This window comes from Bradyrhizobium sp. Cp5.3 (assembly GCF_000426265.1).
In the GTDB taxonomy this organism is placed as follows: Bacteria; Pseudomonadota; Alphaproteobacteria; order Rhizobiales; family Xanthobacteraceae; genus Bradyrhizobium; species Bradyrhizobium neotropicale.
This window is the reverse complement of the sequence record NZ_AUFA01000013.1, coordinates 166866-186156: the sequence shown is the minus strand read 5'-3', so window position 1 is coordinate 186156 and position 19291 is coordinate 166866. Positions and strand designations below refer to the sequence as shown.

General features: G+C 63.5%; 19 protein-coding genes and 1 tRNA gene. 11 read left to right on the top strand and 9 right to left on the bottom strand.

Annotated elements, in window-relative coordinates:
• Positions 1-16 precede the first annotated feature (16 nt).
• The 5 genes from K289_RS0121050 to K289_RS44795 form a co-directional block, all read right to left on the bottom strand.
• Positions 17-700: a DUF2848 domain-containing protein gene (locus K289_RS0121050; RefSeq protein ID WP_027553346.1), complete on the bottom strand. Its 684-nt coding sequence runs from the start codon at positions 698-700 to the stop codon at positions 17-19.
• Positions 684-950, bottom strand: coding sequence for an ABC transporter ATP-binding protein (locus K289_RS44805; RefSeq protein WP_035685331.1), 267 nt, complete (start codon positions 948-950; stop codon positions 684-686). Before K289_RS44805 ends, K289_RS0121050 begins: the two co-directional genes overlap by 17 nt.
• Before the next feature lie 345 nt (positions 951-1295).
• Positions 1296-2318 carry a LysR family transcriptional regulator gene (locus K289_RS0121040; protein WP_027553345.1) on the bottom strand — a complete coding sequence of 341 codons (1023 nt, stop codon included), beginning with the start codon at positions 2316-2318 and terminating at the stop codon, positions 1296-1298.
• Between the two features lie 34 nt (positions 2319-2352).
• Positions 2353-3753 (bottom strand): MFS transporter, encoded by a 1401-nt coding sequence (locus K289_RS44800; RefSeq protein ID WP_063614158.1) that lies wholly within the window; start codon positions 3751-3753, stop codon positions 2353-2355.
• Positions 3754-3799: 46 nt separating this feature from the next.
• Positions 3800-5203 carry an aspartate ammonia-lyase gene (locus K289_RS44795; RefSeq protein WP_035685329.1) on the bottom strand — a complete coding sequence of 468 codons (1404 nt, stop codon included), beginning with the start codon at positions 5201-5203 and terminating at the stop codon, positions 3800-3802.
• A 240-nt stretch (positions 5204-5443) separates the two neighbouring features.
• On the opposite strand from K289_RS44795, the gene K289_RS0121025 reads away from it, so the two are divergent.
• The 3 genes from K289_RS0121025 (at position 5444) to K289_RS48760 (ending at position 7771) form a co-directional block, all read left to right on the top strand.
• Entirely contained in the window at positions 5444-5656 is a 213-nt protein-coding gene (locus tag K289_RS0121025; protein ID WP_156918086.1) for a hypothetical protein, read from the top strand.
• 281 nt (positions 5657-5937) lie between these two features.
• The gene (locus K289_RS50595; RefSeq protein WP_156918085.1) at positions 5938-6201 is read left to right on the top strand and encodes a hypothetical protein; all 264 of its coding nucleotides are present in this window, start codon (positions 5938-5940) and stop codon (positions 6199-6201) included.
• Positions 6140-7771: a recombinase family protein gene (locus K289_RS48760; RefSeq protein WP_084788669.1), complete on the top strand. Its 1632-nt coding sequence runs from the start codon at positions 6140-6142 to the stop codon at positions 7769-7771. The genes K289_RS50595 and K289_RS48760 overlap by 62 nt, the downstream gene beginning before the upstream one ends.
• On the opposite strand, the gene K289_RS0121000 is transcribed toward K289_RS48760, so the two are convergent.
• The 4 genes from K289_RS0121000 to mnmA all read right to left on the bottom strand — a co-directional run bounded on the left by K289_RS0121000 (position 7728) and on the right by mnmA (position 10324).
• Positions 7728-7804 (bottom strand) — tRNA-Met (locus K289_RS0121000). The genes K289_RS48760 and K289_RS0121000 overlap by 44 nt on opposite strands.
• 269 nt (positions 7805-8073) lie before the next feature.
• Positions 8074-8439 (bottom strand): hypothetical protein, encoded by a 366-nt coding sequence (locus tag K289_RS0120995; protein WP_027553339.1) that lies wholly within the window; start codon positions 8437-8439, stop codon positions 8074-8076.
• 46 nt (positions 8440-8485) lie between these two features.
• Complete coding sequence (locus tag K289_RS0120990) at positions 8486-9124, bottom strand: class I SAM-dependent methyltransferase (RefSeq protein WP_027553338.1); 639 nt, start codon at positions 9122-9124, stop codon at positions 8486-8488.
• An 18-nt stretch (positions 9125-9142) separates the two neighbouring features.
• Positions 9143-10324, bottom strand: coding sequence for a tRNA 2-thiouridine(34) synthase MnmA (gene mnmA, locus K289_RS0120985; protein WP_027553337.1), 1182 nt, complete (start codon positions 10322-10324; stop codon positions 9143-9145).
• A gap of 348 nt (positions 10325-10672) precedes the next feature.
• Here mnmA and K289_RS0120980 point away from each other — a divergent pair, with 348 nt between their 5' ends.
• The 8 genes from K289_RS0120980 to K289_RS0120945 all read left to right on the top strand — a co-directional run bounded on the left by K289_RS0120980 (position 10673) and on the right by K289_RS0120945 (position 18976).
• Complete coding sequence (locus K289_RS0120980) at positions 10673-12262, top strand: flagellar hook-length control protein FliK (protein ID WP_027553336.1); 1590 nt, start codon at positions 10673-10675, stop codon at positions 12260-12262.
• 12 nt (positions 12263-12274) lie between these two features.
• On the top strand, positions 12275-12982 hold the full coding sequence (locus tag K289_RS0120975) for a flagellar hook assembly protein FlgD (protein WP_027553335.1): 708 nt from the start codon (positions 12275-12277) through the stop codon (positions 12980-12982).
• A 341-nt stretch (positions 12983-13323) separates the two neighbouring features.
• Positions 13324-13599, top strand: a complete 276-nt coding sequence (locus K289_RS0120970) for a DUF1153 domain-containing protein (protein WP_002714638.1) — start codon at positions 13324-13326, stop codon at positions 13597-13599.
• Between the two features lie 182 nt (positions 13600-13781).
• Positions 13782-15398: a flagellar basal-body MS-ring/collar protein FliF gene (gene fliF, locus K289_RS0120965; RefSeq protein WP_027553334.1), complete on the top strand. Its 1617-nt coding sequence runs from the start codon at positions 13782-13784 to the stop codon at positions 15396-15398.
• A gap of 18 nt (positions 15399-15416) precedes the next feature.
• Positions 15417-16511 carry a flagellar motor switch protein FliG gene (gene fliG / locus K289_RS0120960; protein ID WP_027553333.1) on the top strand — a complete coding sequence of 365 codons (1095 nt, stop codon included), beginning with the start codon at positions 15417-15419 and terminating at the stop codon, positions 16509-16511.
• Positions 16511-17131: a FliH/SctL family protein gene (locus tag K289_RS0120955; RefSeq protein WP_027553332.1), complete on the top strand. Its 621-nt coding sequence runs from the start codon at positions 16511-16513 to the stop codon at positions 17129-17131. The genes fliG and K289_RS0120955 overlap by 1 nt, the downstream gene beginning before the upstream one ends.
• Positions 17132-17134: 3 nt before the next feature.
• The gene (fliN, locus tag K289_RS0120950; protein ID WP_027553331.1) at positions 17135-17482 is read left to right on the top strand and encodes a flagellar motor switch protein FliN; all 348 of its coding nucleotides are present in this window, start codon (positions 17135-17137) and stop codon (positions 17480-17482) included.
• A 108-nt stretch (positions 17483-17590) separates the two neighbouring features.
• Positions 17591-18976 (top strand): sigma-54-dependent Fis family transcriptional regulator, encoded by a 1386-nt coding sequence (locus K289_RS0120945; protein ID WP_027553330.1) that lies wholly within the window; start codon positions 17591-17593, stop codon positions 18974-18976.
• Positions 18977-19291: the final 315 nt, after the last annotated feature.

Here is a 19291-nt window from a genome sequence, read left to right as displayed (position 1 = left end):
GTCTTTTGAGGCGGGATCAGGAAACGACTGGCAGCACGTCGACGTCGTAGCTATGCGTCAGCTTGCGGCCGAGCACGGGATCACTCAGCTCGATTTCAAAGCGCGTCCCCGGCCGAATGCCGCCGATCGCACCGGGCGTGCCGCAAAACATCAACGAGCCGGCCGGCAGCGTGCTTGAGCCGGTGTGGCGGCGGATCAGATCCCGCGGGGTCCTCAGCGAGGACACCGGGCTCTCCTGGTAGAGAACCCGCGTGCCATCGATCGTCGCCCACGAGCGAAGAACCAGTTCATCCCAATGATCTTCGACACTGCCATAACACCAGAGCTGCGAGCCGACCGGCTTGCCGCAGAGCTGCTTCGAAAGAGCGATGCCCGACGCTTCCGCCTTGCGGTCAGTATGGTCTGACCCGATGCCCACCCAGAGCCCGTCAGCCGTGGCGACGATGACCGGCTCGACCTCACCAGAACTGTCCGGGCCGAGCACGGTCAAGCGGTTTTCCTGGGTCAGTGTTTGGGCCGCGACGCGGTAGTAGAGCGGCGTCGTCGAGGGACGCGGAATGCCGAGCGCGGCGAGTTCCTCGATATGGTGCTCGATGGCGGCGGCATCCCTGCCCGCCCAGCCTGCGATGATGAGAGAGTGGATCTCGACGCCGACGCGGTCTGTCCGGTCATTTGCGAGGCGGTCAAATTGCAGCAACATGGAATTCCCTCTCCTTGGTCGATGTGGCCAGGACTTCACCGCGCTCGATCTGAAGCGTCCTGTCGGCGATCCGGTCGAGCAGCGTCGGCGATGACTCGGTAATCAGCATGGCGAGCTCTGGCCGGTACTTGCGCAACTCGCCGAGCGTGCGCGCATAGTCTAGCGCGAGGGCCGGCGCCAGGCCCTGGAAGGGTTCGTCGAGCAGCAGGACCTTGCGCGCCACCGTCAGCGCACGGCCCAGCGCGACCATAAGTGTAACCCATGTGTCCGGTACGTTCTGTCACCTATGTCTCGGGCCGCTCACACTTTGCGAAGTCTTCGTTTTACTGATGGTTGGGTACCGCACCAGAAGTGCCCCGTTTTGCCGCTCGCTGCTCAACGGCCCTGGAATTGCCTCTCCACACTCGATCTGACTATGGTCAGCCCTATCGCGCTTTTGCGCCGCTGACATCGCCCATCCACCGTCGATTTGTTTCGCAAGTCTCCGACGTGCGCGAAAGCTTGTCCTGTCGGGCGAGAGTGGTTTAGTCCGCATCACCTTCGGAAGGCTCCGCCCGAAGTAACAGACGCAGATCATTTTGGTGTTGGACTTTTGCTAGGAAGGCAGCACCGATGGAGGCACGTCTGCTTGCACGTCGCGGGACACAACCTCCGGCCAGGGGGCGAGCTTTTTGAGGCTCGGGAGGATCGAGGTTTCCACGCAATCGCGGCAAAGCTCGATGATCTGTTGCGTGATCTGCACCAATTCACCCGGACGATAGATAATGCATAGACGGCGGAAACACAGCGGTGGCGGCAAAGGAAGCACTTCAATATCGAGCGCCTTCAAGTGCGACTGAAGCAAACAGAGCGGTGTTGTAATGGTCCAACCGATGCCGCCCGAGACCATGCGCAGGACGGCTTCACTGGCGTCGAACTCGAGATTCTTCTGTGGAGCCAGCCTGCGTTGGCTCAGATAGTATTCAACCATCCTGCCTAGCTGTGACCGTTTGGTGAAACGTACGAATGGCAACTCGGAGCACATGGCTTCGATCGAGATCTCACGGAAACGATCAGCCGCATGGCGAGGAACGGCTGCGACCAGGGCCTCGCGGAACAAGATCTGGCGGGCCAATTCCGGATGCTCTGCCATGGCATCGCTCGCGACGATGATGTCCAAAGAGCGGTCGAGCAATTGGCTCGCGAGTACCGGCGAAATTCCGGACCAAATGAGAAGCTGGTCGACCCGTTCGCTAAGACCTTTGACGATCTCCGGTCCCGCCGTTGTTGCGAAGGAGTCAACGAGCCCCAACCGCACGATCGGAATATTGCCTTTCGACCCTAGCCGCACCTCCTCGACCGTTCGCTGAACGCTCTCCAGGATTTCGGACACGCCTTGTCGCAGCAATTCACCCGAATGGGTAATCCGGATGGGGCGGCTCGAGCGATCCACAAGTTCGGTCTTGAGCCAGCTTTCGAGCCGCGCAACCGATTGCGATACGGCCGATTGCGTGACGCCGATCCGCTCGGCGGCCACAATCATGCTTCGTGCCTCGGCAAGAACATGAAAGACCTGAAGGTCTCTCAGGTTCACTCCGAAATACGAGCCCCCCTCGAAATGCCGTGTTTTGGCTTGCATCGGTCCTACTCCGAATCCGCAAAACGGGCCGACTTCAGGTCGACCGCGTTGCGTGTTCGTTGATGTCGACCGTGGCCGGTTCACCGTACCTTGAGCGCAAGGCGCGTGCCATGGGCTCGTCGTCGCCGATGGAGCCAAGGGACAGCTTTCCGGTCTCAGGGGCATATAGCTGACAAATCACGCCTCCGACGAGGGTGACGACTACGCAGGCTCCGAGGGCAACCTGTACTCCGTAAGCCTGGACGATGATGGGCAGCAGGAACGTGCTCATCGCCGATCCAATGCGGCTTGCAGCCACGGCCAGCCCGACGCCCGACGCCCTGAGATGGGTCGGAAACAGTTCGGGCGGATAGATGAACTCAAGGTTGGCCGCGGCCGATAGGACGAGGGCAAAGAGGCCGAAGACTAGAACGATTCCTACCGACCCAAGTGCATTGAGTGTCAACAATGCCAGCAGCGCAGCGGCCAGGTAGAATGTACCGACGAGAAACAACCGGCGCGGCATCTTGTCGATGACCATCATGCCCAACACGGCGCCGAGCATCAGGAAGACGTTGTATACGAGACCACCCGTATATTTGTCGGTGACATGCAGCGACTCCAATATCTTCGGCAGGAAGGTTCCCAACGCGAAGTATGGAATCACCTGGCAGGCATAGAATATGGCGCCGACCGTAGTGTTCGTTCGCCATTTCTTCGAGAACAGTTCGGCCCATTCGCCGCCCGACACCTGGACGAGCGGCTCGGGCAATGCAATCCCTTGCCCTAGTTTCGCGGACACAATCCGCTTTGCTTCCTCAATACGCCCTCGCTTCATCAGCCACAGAGGCGATTCCGGAATGCCCAGCCGGAACAGGAAAATGCAGATGGCGGGACCGGCGCTCAGAAGCAGCATGTAGCGCCATGCGTCGGGTCCCAAGTCCCGAAGAAGGAAGCCTGCTACATAAGAAAATGAAAAACCGGCAGCCCAGGCGATCGCCATGACGCTCAGGAGACGGCCTCGAAACCGAATGGGTGAGAGTTCGGTGACCAGCGATTTGCTCACCACATAGTCCGCCCCCAGCACCATGCCCAGCATGAAGCGCAACATCAGGAGCTGCCATGGCTCGGACGCGAAGTACTGCGCGCCAGAGATCGCCGCTGCGACGAGCATGTCATAACCGAAGATCCATCGCCGACCATAACGGTCGGCGATCACGCCGGTGAGCAAGTTGCCGAAGAATAATCCGGCCAAGGCGCCGGCGCCGAGCAGGCCCATCCAGGTCGCCGACAAGTGCAGCCTTGTCGCCGCGATCGCAACAGCGATACCGATGATGCCGAGTTCAAAACCATCGGCAAACTGTCCGCCACAGGCGCTAAATCCGGCGCGAAGATGGAACCGTCGCAACGGAACATCTTCAAACCTGATGCCCAAACCCACTTGGACCTCACTCATCGCTTCCTCCAGAATTTTTTGATTTGTCTCTTTCAAAGAATTTGCATCACCCCGACGCGCCTGGCGGTTCAACGGCAGCGCGGCGCATGGCCGAACGTACGTCTTCCCGACGCAGCAGCCCGCGTTCGACGGCGACGTCGAGAAAGGGTCGATGCTCATCGAGGGCGGCGCGCACGATGCTGGCGACGGGCGCGTACCCGAGCTCGGGCACCAGTGCGGTCGCCAGTGCGCTCGACGCCAGCAGATTTTGCCAGGATCGCTCCTCGTTTGCAGTCAGCGAGCGCACGCAGCGTTCGAGGAAGATCGTCGCCGAACGCTGGAGTAGTGTGATGGAATCAGTCAGGCGATCGGCAATCAGCAGTTCGTAATGATTGATCTCCAGCAATCCTTGCTGACAGGCCATTGCGATGGCAGCATCGTTCCCGCAGATGGCAAATGCTGCCTGGCAAACAGCCATGGGGATAACGGGATTGACCTTGCCAGGCATGATCGAGGACCCTGCCTGAACGGCCGGCAACGCGATTTCTCCGATACCGCCGCCTGGACCCGACGAGAGCACAACGAGGTCATTGGCGATCTTCCAGAGAGAATTTGCGGAATTTCGCAGCTCGGCTGACAGTCGGGCGCACGTGTCGAGGTTCTGCATTCCGTCGAACGCATCGGCGGTCGGTTTCACCTCGTGGCCGACCAGAACCGACAGGTGGCGGAAGACCGCCTGTTTGTAGCCCGGCCTCGAATTCAGTCCCGTGCCAACCGCAGTGCCGCCGAGCGGGACGGTCAGCAATTGGCGGCGCAGATCCTCCAAGTGTTTGGCGTGGCGTTGTATGACAGCCTGATATCCCCCGAAGGTCTGGCCGAGCAGCATTGGCACAGCATCTTGCAAACAGGTCCGACCAAGCCTCAGTGTTTCGGCGTGCTCCTTCTTCTTTTCGGAGAAGCCGTCGGCCAATCCCATCAAGGCAAGGGAGGCACCCTCGAGCACACGGAAGACAGTAAGCTTAATGGCCGTCGGAACCACGTCATTGGTCGATTGACCGAGATTGACGTGCTCGTTTGGATGGACGAACGCGTAGTCACCGGCCGGCTTGCCGGCCAGCCTCGCAGCCACATTTGCGACCACCTCGTTGACGTTCATGTTGCATGAGGTGCCACCCGACCCTTCGAGCACGTCGACGACAAGGTGAGCATCGTGCTTTCCGGCATGGATTTCCCGGCAAGCCTTGATGATGGCTTCCGCCCGGTCCGCCGAGAGCGCGCCGATTTCCCGATTGGCACGCGCCGCTGCTTCCTTGACCATCGCCATGGCTGCGACAAATCCGGGCAGCGTCGCGATCGTGCGGCCAGCGAGCGGAAAGTTCTCCAAAGCCCGAACAGTATTGATGCCGTAGAGCGCGTCCGCAGGCAGCTCTCGTTGGCCGAGGCCGTCTTTCTCGATCCGTATCTGACTCATGACGCAGCTTTCGATTTGCTTGGGTGATCTGCGCGAACTCAATTCGCGCCGTCAGAGTAAGCAGATCGAAAGGGAGAAATTAATCGATTCATCAAGCAATTAGCGAAATTCAAGTACTGTATTAGCGACGCTTATCTTGAAGCCTGCGGCACATCCCGTGAGCCGGCTGATCAGCATGTGGCGAACCGCACAGATAAGATCATGGAGCGGATAGGCCTCGCCCTGTCGCGAGGCGAACGCATGATCATCCGCGTCGATGAAGGCAAAGGCGGCAAGGACAGTAACGCCGTGATCTCGCCGAGCCTGCTTGAGCAGACCATCGACGTCCGCGTCATTCAGGTTGCACTCGGTCGCGCCAAGCGGACATTAAGGTCAAACCGCCTCAGAGGACAGGTCATGAGCCCGGCGAAGCACATCGCGCTCAGACTCAAGCAGAGCTGGCCACACGGCTGATGCGCGCGTGTCGCCCGCCTACGGCTTCGACAAATGACCACGGACCGCACCAGTTTGTACCAGGAACACAACGAAGCTACCGGTGCTCATAATGGTCTGGTTGCGGGGTCTTTCTGCACAGCAACGCAATGGATTCCTGAACCTGATCTCTGCGAGAGCAACGACCCGCTCCAGATTTCTCCGCTCTCGAGTCTATCCGATCTGCTTTCAATCATATCCAATTCTGCGATCGCTGTGAAATAGATTTTCCCCTCTTACGCTGCATGCAGCATCTTGCTGCTATGAAGCGTGCGAAGACGATGGAAGTTTTTCATCATGCACCACGGTGTGCAAACCCACGTGAAATAGATCCTGCCTTGGTCAAATTTGTTGAAGCCCTTGCAATCGCCGATGCGAGGCGCGATCATCTCTTCGAGAATGAGCGGCTGATGAAAACTCATATTGACGCCGCCAGCGAGAAATGCATCAGCGGTGGTGGTCAAGATGAAGCCCGCAGCAGTTTATGCTCGGTTCTCGACCGAGCTTCAAAACGAAAAGTCGACTGAAGATCAGATTGCTCTGTGTAGGGCCTATGCGGCCCGTCATCAACTCAACGTCGTTGCGACTTTCGAGGATAAGGCTCGTTCTGGGGCCTCTGTATTCGGCCGCGATGGCTTGATGCAGCTTATGGATGCGGCGCGCCAACAACGTTTCACCGTTGTCATTGTGGAAGCGTTGGATCGTCTTTCTCGTGACATGGAAGACCTGGCCGGGATCCACAAAAGGTTATCTTTCCAGGGGATCGAAATCCAAGCCGTTCATGACGGCACCGCGGACTCGATCTTGATTGGAATTCGCGGCCTCGTTGGACAGATGCAGCGCGAAGACGGAGCGAAGAAGGTCCGTCGCGGCATGGCCGGCGTGATACGCGACGGTCGACACGCCGGGGGACGCGCCTACGGATATCGAGCCGTTCCCGGCAAAGCCGGTGAACTCGAAATCGTCGAAGACGAAGCTGCGATCGTCCGGCGCATTTTCACGGCATACGCCGCGGGACGAACGCCCCGGGACATCGCACACGATCTCAACCGAGAAAACGTTCGTCCACCGCGAGGCCGGCTATGGAACGCGTCGACGATCAATGGCAACGCCCAACGCGGTGCTGGGCTCATCTTCAACGAACTCTATGCCGGTCGGATTGTCTGGAACAAAGTCCGGATGGTTAAGGATCCTGACACCGGCAAACGACTATCTCGTCCGAACCCTCGTGATGAGTGGCAGAGCATCGAGGCGCCTCAGCTACGGATCGTCGAACAGCTCGTTTGGGAGCAGGCTCACGCTCTGAGAACCGAGAAGAGCCACTTGGCCAGCCACGTGAAGCGACGGGCGCCGCATCTCCTCTCCGGTCTCCTTCGCTGCGGTTGTTGCGGATCGGGGATGTCGGTTCATGACCGTGACAAGACGGGAAAGACCAGGATTCGCTGTTCGGTGGTCCGTGAGAGCGGGAGTTGTTCGAATCGAAGGATTATCTACCTGCGCGACATTGAAAGACTTGTGCTCAACGGCATGGTCGAAGAACTGAAAGACCCGCAGCTGATTGAGATTTATGTCCGCAACTACAACAGTGAACGGGAGCGACTTGCGGGGAACGCGGTCGCAGCGCGTGCGCGACTGGAGGCGAAACGTGACCGGATCGAAGGCGAGCGGCAACGCAACATTGATCTCGTGATCAAGTACGTAATTTCCGAGGAGGACGCCAAGCAGCGGATCGCGGAGCTGAAGGAAGAGCGATTGCACGTCGAGGCCGAACTGGCCGCACTCGAGGAAGCTCCAGTCCCCGTCGCGCTCCATCCAGCGACCCTGGACCGCTACATCAGCACGATGAAAGCACTTGCGGGGACAATGGCCGGCCACACCGAGGCGAAGGACAACCGCGGTTCCCTGATCGACGACTTTCGGGCGCTTGTGCACAGCGTCACGGTCCACCCGAAGGGACCATGGGAAGGGTTCGAGGTCGAGGTGAAAGGTAAGCTCGCCGCGCTAATCGGCGGGGACGCCTTTCCGCAGGCCCACCATAATAGTGGGTCATACGTGGTAGCGGGGGAGGGACTCGAACCCCCGACCCCAGGATTATGATTCCCGTGCTCTAACCAGCTGAGCTACCCCGCCACGAGTCGCTCGCGGGGCCGAAACGGCCGATCTCGCGAACGCGCGGCATATAAGGAGGGGGATTGCGGGCTGTCAAGCAATCCGGCTCGCTAAGCTTCCGCCTTCGCCAAGGCGTCGGCGGGACAAGTCCGCGGGAAAACTGGCCTTTTCGGCACTGAGTCCGTCTTGGCCGGGCTTGTGCCGCCATCCGCGCCGTTATTTCGCGGGTCCAACAGCGTAGATGCCCGGGACAAGCCCGGGCATGACGAGATTGCTGCGTCGGAGCGGCCCTATTTCGGCCTCACGTTGGGGTCGCCACCGGGGCTGCCGGGAGGCGGGATGACGGGGGTGTTGCCGCCGCTCTCGGGTGCGGGGGCGTGCATTTCGGGGTCGACGCCGGAGGGCGGGCAGATCACGCCATCGGATTTGGTCAGCCTGTCGCCGAGCGGTTCCCGCGCCTGGCCGGTTGTGGTGGTGCCGTCGGGCTTGGCCGGGCTTTGCAGTCGGTCCGAAGGCATGCAGTCGCTCGCGCGCTGCGGCGACGGCGGCGCGGTCTGCTGCGGCGGCGTCGTCGCTGAGGGCGGTGCCTGTGCGATCGCCGCGCCTGAGGCGGCGATCAACAGACCTGCGAAGATGAGGTTCGATGTCGTGCGCATGGAACGGAAACGCGCGACCGACGACCGGTGTTCCCGGCTCGCAAGATCACGTTTTCCGGTAGCGGATCAACGAAAAGTGCCCCATCGGCGGCATCGGCCGGCGCTCGGTGAGGGTGACGCCGCCATGCCTTGCCGCCCAATTGACGAGGCGGTCCCACGGGAATTCCGGGCGCCAGCCGAGCCGGCGGGCGAGCGGCGCAAAGGCGAGCTCGAACAGCTTTCGCGGGCCGCTCTCGGCGCCAATGTGGTTGACGAGGATCAGCTCGCCGCCGTGCTTCAAGACACGCACGAACTCGTCGAGCGTGCCTTCGGGATCGGGCACGGCGGTGATGACATATTGCGCGACCACCGCGTCAAAGAGGCCGTCGGGGAACGCGAGGTTCTTGGCGTCCATCACCGAGAGCACTTCGACATTGGAGAGCCGGAGCGCGCGCACGCGCGCCTGCGCCTTGCGCAGCATCGGCTCGGAAATGTCGACGCCGCAGATTCTTGTCGCGCGCGAGTAGTCGGACAGTGACAGGCCGGTGCCGACGCCGACGTCGAGGATACGGCCACCGATCCGGTCGGCCTCCGCGATGGTCGACTGCCGTCCCGCGTCGAACACCTTGCCGAACACGAGATCGTAGACCGGCGCCCAGCGGCCATAGGCCTTCTCGACCCCGGCCCGCGAGATGTCTGCTGCCATGCCCCCCGCCCTGAAGATTTAGCCGCGCACCGCTTCCACCAGCGGCCTCGCTGTGCTTGTCGCGACCTTCGCGGCGGCGCTTTGAATGAAGCCGCCGCCGAGCACGCGCGCCTGCCCCGAAGGCGCGTCATAGAAAACGCAGGCCTGACCGGGCGATACGCCCTCTTCGCCGGCAACCAGCTCGACCTCGTAATGACCGTTGCCGCCGCGCAGCCAGGCCGGCTGCGGGCTGCGGGTCGAGCGCACGCGCACGAACATCTCGAGGCCGCCACCGATGGCGCGGTCGATATCGCCGTCGCCGATCCAGTTGACGTCGCGCAGCACGATGCGGTGCATCTTCAGCGCATCGCGCGGGCCGACCACGACGCGGCGGTTGGCTGCATCGAGCCGCACCACGAACAGCGGAGCGCCGGAGGCGATGCCGAGGCCGCGGCGCTGGCCGACGGTGAAATTGGCGATGCCGTGATGCTGGCCGAGCACGCGGCCGTCGAGATCGACGATGTCGCCGGGATCCATCGCGTTCGGCCGCAGGCGGGTGATGATGTCGGTGTAGCGGCCGGTCGGCACGAAGCAGATGTCCTGGCTGTCGTGCTTGTCGGCAACCGCCAGCCCAAAGCGGCGCGCGAGTTCGCGTGTCTCCGCCTTGGCCATGTTGCCGAGCGGAAAGCGCAAGTAATCAAGCTGCTCGCGCGTGGTCGCGAACAGGAAATAGCTCTGGTCGCGCTCCGGATCGGCCGCGCAGGTCAGCGCGCGGGAGCCGTCGGCGAGGCGACGCGAGGCGACGTAATGCCCGGTGGCGAGCGCAGTCGCGCCGAGCTCACGCGCGGTCTTCAGGAGATCGCGGAATTTGACCGAGCGGTTGCATTCGATGCACGGGACCGGGGTCTCGCCGAGCGCGTAGCTATCGGCGAAATTGTCGATGACGGACTCGCGAAAGCGGTCCTCGTAATCGAGCACGTAATGGGGAATGCCAAGCTTGGCGGCGACGTCGCGGGCGTCGTGAATATCCTGGCCGGCGCAGCAGGCGCCCTTGCGATGGGTCGCCGCGCCATGGTCGTAGAGCTGCAGCGTGATGCCGACGACGTCGTAGCCTTCCGCCTTCAACAGCGCGGCCGTGGTCGAGGAATCAACGCCGCCCGACATGGCGACGACGACCCTGGTGTCCTGCGGACGGCCTTCGAGATCCAGACTGTTGAGCATGGCCTGTTGAATGCGAGTGCGGCGGCTGGCGTTCCGCGAGGTTCCGTTGGCTTTGGCCGGGACACCCGCGGTCCCGGGGAACTCTGGTTCCCCCGGGGACGGCTTGCCCGGTCGAAAGCGGCTGAGAGCTACCCTTTAATATAGGCCGCATTCCGGTGAAGCAATCACGCACCCACCCGCTTGGGGCAATTCTTGCCGGGGGGAGGCAGAAATGGCGGGTCGCGCGGCGGATGATGACATCGGTGCAATTCCGTCAAGGCATTGATTTATATGGACAAAGCTTCACGGCGCGGGGCTGGCCCGCTCCTTGCTCCCTCCTTGCCCGAAGATGTTTGCAAGGGGTCGCCTGTGGTTGGTGTGACGTCAGATGTAGCTGCCAGCGTGCCTGTGCCGAGTGCGCCGCAAAAGCCTGCCCGGTCGCAGAGCTCACAGAGCGCATCTTCGAACGACTCCTTCGGCGCGCTGGTCGACAGCAACACGCAGGCGATCAGCAACAATGCGCCGCCATCGACGCAGGACACCGCGCCGCGCCGGTCCGACTCGGCGTCGTCCGCCTCCGACAAGGGCCCGCGCGACACCTCCTCCGCCGACCAGTCCTCGCAGAGCAAGGCGAGCGACACCAGCGATTCATTGCCGCCGGCAAGCGACGGTACCTCCGCCGCGGCCAAGGCGAACGACAAGCCCAAGGACAAGACGGACACCACCAAAGCCTCCGGCAAGTCCGAGGAGAGCAAGGGCGACAAGAGCGACGATACCGCCGCGGCCGTCGATGCCGCGACCGCCGCACAGCCGGACCCGACGCAAACCGCCATCCCCGATCCGAATGCGATCGTCGTCGCCGCCCCCGTTGTGCCGACCGATCCGAACGCCGCGGCAAATCAGGCCGCCAGCAATTCCTCTTCACCGCTGACGATCGCCGCCGCCGGCATCGCGGCCAGCGCCTCGACCGCCGCGCAGATCGCCGGCGGCAAGGCCGATACGTCAACGCCCGCCGACAAGAGCGCCAAGACGGCGGGTGCGACTATCAGCTCGGACACCACGACGACGCTTGCGGATGCGACCACCGACGCGACGACCACCGATGCCAAAAGCAACGGCGCGCTGATCGCCGCCGTCGACCAGGGCACGCCAAAGACCTCGTTCAAGGCCGTCGCAACCGCGCAAGGACAGACCGACGTCTCCAATATCGGCCAGGACGCGGGCAAGACCGGCAGCAGTACCGGGCAAAATCCCGCGACCACCACCAGTCCCAACGCGGCCGCGCACCCGCAAGCCGCCAAGCCGCAGGCCGATGGCGGCGCGACCGATGCGAAAGCTGGCGCCTCCGATCGCACGATTGATGCGACGCCAGGCACGCCGGCGACTCACGCCCACGCGAGCGCACAGGCCGCCGTCACCACCACCGACACCAGCACGCAGGCCGCCTCCGCCGTGCAGGCGCCGCTGACCACGACGACCTCGACGGCAACCGCCTCCACCGCGACGCTCACCGCGACTATGGCGACCAGCACCGCCGTGCCGATCGGCGGCGTGCCGATCGAGATCGCCGCCGCCGCGCGCGCCGGCAAGACGCGCTTCGACATCAGTCTCGATCCGGCCGAGCTCGGCCGCATCGACGTGCGCATCAATGTCGACCGCAACGGCCAGGTCACCTCGCATCTCACCGTCGAGAAGCCGGAGACGCTGTCGATGCTGAAACAGGACGCGCCGCAATTGCAACGCGCGCTCGACGATGCGGGCCTCAAGACCGGCAGCAACGGCCTGTCGTTCAGCCTGCGCGACCAGAATTCGTCGGGGCAGAACTCCGGCCAGAACAATGACAATGGCGGCAATCTCCGCCGTCTGATCATCAGCGAAGAGGACGTAAGTCCCGCGCCCGCGAGCCGCAGCTACGGCCGCATGCTCGGTTCGAGCAGCGGCGTCGATATCAGAGTGTGAGGAGTAGTCGACATGACCACCACGAATGCCGCCACCGCGCCATCCGTCGTTTCCGGCACGACCCAGACTTCGTCGTCGTCCTCGTCGAGTTCGAGCCTGAGTTCGAAGACGGGATCGACGCTGGCCGGCAACTTCCAGACCTTCCTGACGCTGCTCACCACGCAGCTGCAGAACCAGAACCCGCTCAGTCCGCTCGACACCAACCAGTTCACCCAGCAGCTCGTGCAGTTCGCCGGCGTCGAGCAGCAGCTCAAGACCAACGACTCGCTCGCTCAGCTCGTCAGCCTGCAGCAGACCACGCAGGCGACCCAGGCGCTCGGCTTCGTCGGCAAGACCGCGGTGGTCGACGGCTCGACCGCGACGATGAAGAGTTCGTCCGCAACCTGGCACCTCAACGTGCCGACCAGCGCGACCGTCAACATCTCGATCGCCAACTCCAGCGGCCAGACCGTCTTCACCGGCAAATACACCGCCGCCGCCGGCAGCGACATTCCGTTCACATGGAATGGTCAGGGCAATGACGGCACGCAGTGGCCCGACGGCAAGTACACGATCACGGCAACGGGCAAGGACGTCGCGAACAACAATGTCGGCATCGCCGCGCAGGTCCAGGGCACGGTGTCATCCGTCGACCTGACCCAGTCGCCGCCGCTGCTGACCATCGACGGCAACAGCTACACAGTCAGCCAGGTCAAGAGCATCGTCGACAGCAGCAACTAAGGCGACGCCGCCACTGGTCGTGGCGCGGGGCAGTTACCCCGAGTCTTTGCAAGAACCACTCCCTGTGGTTATGGCTTATGGCTCCCGAGTTCGCGCAAACGCGCGCACGGGACGACAGTTGAGGGCCTTGCGGCGTCTCGCGCAGGCTTCGTTCGTTAGTAAAGTATTTACCTTCTGCCCCGCTCGGCTGGCCCGGACCACGCGTCCCGCCCGCCGGGCCGGCCGTGTTCCCGTCAGTTTCAACGAGAATTGTATTGAAGCCTTAGGCTTAGCGGATTTTTAAGCCGCCGGGCGTAGGGTTACTGGCGTGAGTTCAGTGGTTGAGAGTTTGTGAGTACGCCATGACAGAACCCCATCGCCCGAGGGTAAAATACGTCATCGGGCCGGACGGCAGTCCGCTGACGATCGCGGATCTGCCTGCACCCGGCACCAAACGCTGGGTCATCCGCCGCAAGGCTGAAGTCGTCGCCGCTGTGCGTGGCGGACTTCTGTCCCTCGAGGAGGCCTGCAGCCGTTATACCCTGACGGTCGACGAATTCCTCTCCTGGCAGTTTTCCATCGACCAGCATGGTCTGGCGGGTCTTCGCACCACCCGCATCCAGCAATATCGCCAGTAAGCGATCCGGAAATCTGCGGCTTTTGACAAAAATCGGTCTCGCCCCGCGAGGCCGATTTTTTTCATGTCGCCACTTTTGTCCGACCTCTTAACCTTCCTTAACCATATCGAAACCATCACCTAGGCAATAATTGCCCAGTCGACCGCTCTTGGAATGCGGGTCGAATCTGCTGGGGCGGTTGCTTGCAAGGTCTGGTTGACTTCCTGAAAGGTATCGGCGCCGCCCGGTTCGGGGCGATGATCGCGGTCACGGCCGCGCTCATCGGCTTCTTCGCGTTCGTCATCATGCGTGTCACCACGCCGCAGATGACGACCCTGTTCACCGACCTCAGCGTCGAGGATTCCTCGAGCATCATCAAGGATCTGGAACGCCAGGGCATCCAGTTCGAGCTGCGCAATGAAGGCACCATCATCATGGTGCCGAAGGACAAGGTCACGCGGCTGCGGATGAAGCTCGCCGAGGGCGGCCTGCCCAAGGGTGGCGGAGTCGGCTACGAGGTGTTCGACAAGTCCGACGCGCTCGGCACCACCAGCTTCGTCCAGAACATCAATCATCTGCGCGCGCTGGAAGGCGAGCTCGCCCGCACCATCCGCGCCATCGACCGCATCCAGGCCGCCCGCGTCCATCTCGTGCTGCCCGAGCGGCCGCTGTTCTCGCGCGAAGCGCCGGAGCCGTCCGCCTCCATCGTGCTGCGGGTGCGCGGCGCGCTCGAGGCGCAGCAGATCCGCGCCATCCGCCATCTCGTCGCCTCCGCGGTGAACGGGCTGAAACCGCAGCGGGTGTCGATCGTCGACGAATCCGGCCAGCTGCTGGCCGACGGCGCCGCGACCGACGCGGATCAGGCCGTCGGCGACGAACGCCGCGCCGCCTTCGAGAAGCGGATGCGCAAGCAGGTCGAGGACATCGTGTCCTCCGTGGTCGGCTCGGGCCGCGCCCGCGTGCAGCTCTCCGCCGATTTCGACTTCAACAAGATCACCCAGACCTCGGACAAGTTCGATCCGGAAGGGCGCGTGCTGCGCTCGAGCCAGACCCGCGAGGAATCCAGCCTCACCGCCGACAACAACGGCCAGGTCACCGTCAACAACGAGCTGCCGGGCAACCAGCAGAACAGCGGCGTGGCGGCGAAGGACCAGAGCAAGAAGACCGAAGAGACCAACAATTACGAGATCTCCCGCACCACCAAGACCGAGGTGACCGAGGCCGGCCGGGTCAACCGCATCTCGGTCGCGGTTCTCGTCGACGGCATCTACTCCAAGAACGAGAAGGGCGAGCTGGCCTATCAGGACCGTACCAAGGAGCAGCTCGACCGGATCGCCACTCTGGTGCGCTCGGCGATCGGCTTCGACCAGAAGCGCGGCGACCAGGTCGAGGTCGTCAACCTGCGCTTTGCCGACGCCCCCTCCACCGCCCCGATCGGCGAACCCAGCGGCTTCCTCGGCATGCTGCAGTTCACCAAGGACGACGTGATGTACTTCGTCGAGCTCGGCGTGATGATGCTGCTCGGCCTCGTCGTGATGTTCATGGTGATCCGCCCGCTGGTCAAACGCATCCTGGCCTCCGACGAAGTCGCCGCCGCCATCAGCGGCGTGCTTGCCGGCCCTGCCGACGACGCCGCGCCGGCCGCGAGCGGTCAGCCGCTGCTGCCGGGCGGCAGCGCCACCGCGAGCGCGATCGACGTCGCCACCATCCAGGGCCAGGTCCACGCCCAGTCCGTTCATCGCGTCGGCGAGCTCGCCGAGCGCAATCCAAATGAAACCGTGGCCATCATCCGCCAATGGCTGACCGAACCCGCGAAATGATTCGAGACGAGATCTGACATGGCCGCCTCCCTGCAAAACGCCAACTCCAACGACATCACCAGCGTGATCTCGACGCTGGGTGCCCGCGCCGGCAGCCGCGCGGCCAACGGCAAGACCGAGCAGCTGTCCGGACCGCGGCGCGCCGCGATCCTCATGCTGGCGCTGGGCGAGCAGTATGGCGGCAAGATCTGGTCGCTGCTCGACGACGAGGAGGTGCGGCAGCTCTCGCTGGAAATGTCGACGCTCGGCACCGTCGAGGTCGATACGGTCGAGGACATGCTGCTCGAATTCGTCTCGCGCATGTCGGCCTCGGGCGCGTTGATGGGTAATTTCGACGCCACCGAGCGGCTGCTGCAGCAATACCTGCCGCCGGAGCGCGTCAACGGCATCATGGACGAGATCCGCGGCCCCGCGGGCCGCAACATGTGGGAGAAGCTCTCCAACGTGCAGGAAGAGGTTCTCGCCAACTACCTGAAGAACGAATATCCGCAGACCATCGCGGTCGTGCTGTCGAAGCTGAAACCGGAGCACGCCGCACGCGTGCTCGGCATCCTTCCCGAGGAGCTCGCGCTCGACGTCGTCGGTCGCATGCTGAAGATGGAGGCGGTGCAGAAGGAAGTGATCGAGAGCGTCGAGAAGACGCTGCGCACCGAATTCATGTCCAACCTGTCGCAGACCCGCCGCCGCGACGCCCACGAGGTGATGGCCGAAATCTTCAACAATTTCGACCGCCAGACCGAAACCCGCTTCATCACCTCGCTGGAAGAGGAGAACCGGGAATCGGCCGAGCGCATCAAGGCGCTGATGTTCACCTTCGACGACCTCGTCAAGCTCGATTCCGGCTCGGCCCAGACCCTGATGCGCAACGTCGACAAGGACAAGCTCGGCGTCGCGCTCAAGAGCGCCAACGAGGACGTCCGCAACTTCTTCTTCGGCAACATGTCCTCTCGCGCGGCCAAGATGCTCCAGGACGACATGGCGGCGATGGGCCCGGTCCGCCTGCGCGACGTCGACGAGGCGCAGGCGCTGCTGGTCAACCTCGCCAAGGATCTCGCCGCCAAGGGCGAGATCATGCTGACCAAGAACCGCGCCGACGACGAGCTGGTGTACTGATGGCGGCACCCGCAAAATTCTTGTTCGACACCGACTTCGCCGCGCCCGAGCGGACGCGGGAGAAGGGCGCGTCGGCTGCCGAGATCGCGCAGAAGGTCGCGGAAGCCGAGGCGCGCGCCTATCAGGACGGATTCGCCGCCGGCCAGCGCGAGGCCAAGGCGGAGAGCGACCGCCGCGTCGCGCTTGCCATGGAAGAGATCAACATCGCGGTCAGGGGCATCGCCGGAGGCATCGGCGACATCGAGGCCAAGATGGAGACCGAGGCGGTCGACGTCGCAATTGCCGTGGCGCGCAAGCTGTGCGCCGAGCTGGTCGCTGCTGAACCGCTCGGCGAGATCATGGCGCTGGTCAAGGATTGTTTCTCGCATCTGGTCGCGACGCCGCATCTGGTCGTCCGCATCAACGACGCGCTCTACGACAGCGCGCACGAGAAGATCGAGCGGCTCGCCAAGCAGAGCGGCTTCGAGGGGCGGCTGGTGATCCTGGCCGAGCCCGAAATTGCGACCGGCGACTGCCGGATCGAATGGGCTGACGGCGGCGTCGTGCTGGAGCGCGGCGCAATCGCGGCGAAGGTCGACGAACTGGTCGGACGCTACATCGCGTCCCGCAGGGGGAGCTAAATCATGAGCGACGACGCACAGGTCCCGCTGCCCGATCTCAACGGCCCGATGCCGCCCGCCGGCACCGATGTCGGCTACAACGAGGACGAATATGCGGCCCGCGTCGCCGCCGACCTCGAGGCCGTGTTCGACGTTCCGGTGCAGGTCTCGGCCGTGCTCGGACGGTCCAAGATGGATGTCGGCGAGCTCCTGAAGCTCGGGCCCGGCACCGTGCTCGAGCTCGACCGCCGCGTCGGCGAGGCCATCGACATCTACGTCAACAACAAGCTCGTCGCCCGCGGCGAGGTGGTGCTGGTCGAGGACAAGCTCGGCGTGACCATGACCGAAATCATCAAGACCGAACGCAGCTGACTATTTTGAGCATGATCTTGTCGGAAAACCGCTTCGCACTTTTCCGGATCATGGCGCAATCCCAGGGAATAGCGCGCGGCAGCGCGACCAGACGGACAGGAGACTGACATGCGGCTTCTCATCGTTGGCACACTGAAGGGCCAGCTCACCACCGCCACCAAGATCGCGATGGAGAACGGCGCCACCGTGACCCACGCCGAGGATCACGAGCAGGCGATGCGGGTCCTGCGCGGCGGCAAGGGCGCCGACCTCCTGCTGGTCGATGTCGCCCTCGACATCCGCGACCTCGTGATGCGGCTGGAAGCAGAGCACATCCACGCCCCGATCGTCGCCTGCGGCATCACCAACGATGCCCGCGCCGCGGTCGCCGCGATCCATGCCGGCGCCAAGGAATACATCCCGCTGCCGCCGGAGCCCGAGCTGATCGCCGCGGTGCTCGCCGCCGTCGCCAACGATTCCCGCGAGCTGGTCTATCGCGACGACGCCATGGCGAAGGTGATCAAGCTGGCGCAGCAGATCGCGGGCTCGGACGCCTCGGTGATGATCACCGGCGAATCCGGCACCGGCAAGGAAGTGCTGGCCCGCTATGTCCATGCGCGCTCGGCGCGCGCCAAGCGCCCGTTCATCTCGATCAACTGCGCCGCGATCCCCGAGCATCTGCTGGAGTCCGAGCTGTTCGGCCACGAGAAGGGCGCCTTCACCGGCGCGGTCGCCCGCCGCATCGGCAAATTCGAGGAGGCGACCGGCGGCACGCTGCTGCTCGACGAAATCTCCGAGATGGACGTGCGCCTGCAATCGAAGCTGCTGCGCGCGATCCAGGAACGCGTGATCGACCGCGTCGGCGGCACCCGGCCAGTGCCGGTCGACATCCGCATCATCGCGACCTCGAACCGCAACCTGGCCGAAGCCGTGCGCGAAGGAACCTTCCGCGAGGACCTCCTGTTCCGGCTCAACGTCGTGAACCTGAAGATCCCGCCGCTGCGCGAGCGCCCCGCCGACATTCTCGAGCTCGCCCAGCATTTCGTGAAGAAGTATGCCGACGCCAACGGCGTGCCGCTGCGTCCCATCTCCGCGGAAGCGCGCCGGGTGCTCTCCACCAACCGCTGGCAGGGCAACGTCCGCGAGCTCGAAAACACCATGCATCGCGCCGTGCTGATGGCGCAGGGCGACGAGATCGGGCCCGAGGCCATCATCACCCCGGACGGCGATCGCCTCGACATCGCCAAAACCGCACCAGCGGTGGCGCACGCCACCATGGCCGCCGAGCAGGTCACGCGGGCGCTGGTGGGACGCACTGTCGCCGACGTCGAGCGCGACCTGATCCTGGAGACGCTGAAGCACTGCCTCGGCAACCGCACCCACGCCGCCAACATTCTCGGCATCTCGATCCGCACGCTGCGCAACAAGCTCAACGAATACGCCGACGGCGGCATCCCGATCCCGCCCGCCGGTACCCCCGGCGAATATCCGCGCATGCCGGCGATGGGGGCGTAGGCGGGTACACGAGCGCCGAAGGATGCGAATGCCCGGGACCAGGTCCCGGGCATTTTCATTTTGGCAGCCGACGGTAATGCAGCCGCCGCACTCTCAGTGTCGTCCTGGCGAAATCGAGCGCCATCACCGCTCGCGCACCCAGGGATTGGACGAGAAATAGCAGTTCTCGAGCACCATGCTGTCCCTGGTAGGGAGGCCCACGCGACAACTGCGCCACACGTGCGTCGGGCGCTTGCCGTCATGGGAAATGGCGACGTCGGCAATCGACACGAATGCCCGCCGCCAGCGATAGCGCGCCTCTCCATCCCGGCCGTC

Coding starts and splice junctions, on each gene's coding strand:
- K289_RS44805 (WP_035685331.1), bottom strand. CDS start 950: ATGGTCGCGCTGGGCCGTGCGCTGACGGTGGCGCGCAAGGTCCTGCTG.
- K289_RS0121025 (WP_156918086.1), top strand. CDS start 5,444: ATGATCATCCGCGTCGATGAAGGCAAAGGCGGCAAGGACAGTAACGCC.
- K289_RS44795 (WP_035685329.1), bottom strand. CDS start 5,203: ATGAGTCAGATACGGATCGAGAAAGACGGCCTCGGCCAACGAGAGCTG.
- K289_RS0120975 (WP_027553335.1), top strand. CDS start 12,275: ATGACCACCACGAATGCCGCCACCGCGCCATCCGTCGTTTCCGGCACG.
- K289_RS0120995 (WP_027553339.1), bottom strand. CDS start 8,439: ATGCGCACGACATCGAACCTCATCTTCGCAGGTCTGTTGATCGCCGCC.
- K289_RS48760 (WP_084788669.1), top strand. CDS start 6,140: ATGAAGCCCGCAGCAGTTTATGCTCGGTTCTCGACCGAGCTTCAAAAC.
- K289_RS44800 (WP_063614158.1), bottom strand. CDS start 3,753: ATGAGTGAGGTCCAAGTGGGTTTGGGCATCAGGTTTGAAGATGTTCCG.
- K289_RS0121040 (WP_027553345.1), bottom strand. CDS start 2,318: ATGCAAGCCAAAACACGGCATTTCGAGGGGGGCTCGTATTTCGGAGTG.
- fliG (WP_027553333.1), top strand. CDS start 15,417: ATGGCCGCCTCCCTGCAAAACGCCAACTCCAACGACATCACCAGCGTG.
- K289_RS0120955 (WP_027553332.1), top strand. CDS start 16,511: ATGGCGGCACCCGCAAAATTCTTGTTCGACACCGACTTCGCCGCGCCC.
- K289_RS0121050 (WP_027553346.1), bottom strand. CDS start 700: ATGTTGCTGCAATTTGACCGCCTCGCAAATGACCGGACAGACCGCGTC.
- K289_RS50595 (WP_156918085.1), top strand. CDS start 5,938: ATGAAGCGTGCGAAGACGATGGAAGTTTTTCATCATGCACCACGGTGT.
- mnmA (WP_027553337.1), bottom strand. CDS start 10,324: ATGCTCAACAGTCTGGATCTCGAAGGCCGTCCGCAGGACACCAGGGTC.
- K289_RS0120990 (WP_027553338.1), bottom strand. CDS start 9,124: ATGGCAGCAGACATCTCGCGGGCCGGGGTCGAGAAGGCCTATGGCCGC.
- K289_RS0120945 (WP_027553330.1), top strand. CDS start 17,591: ATGCGGCTTCTCATCGTTGGCACACTGAAGGGCCAGCTCACCACCGCC.
- K289_RS0120970 (WP_002714638.1), top strand. CDS start 13,324: ATGACAGAACCCCATCGCCCGAGGGTAAAATACGTCATCGGGCCGGAC.
- fliN (WP_027553331.1), top strand. CDS start 17,135: ATGAGCGACGACGCACAGGTCCCGCTGCCCGATCTCAACGGCCCGATG.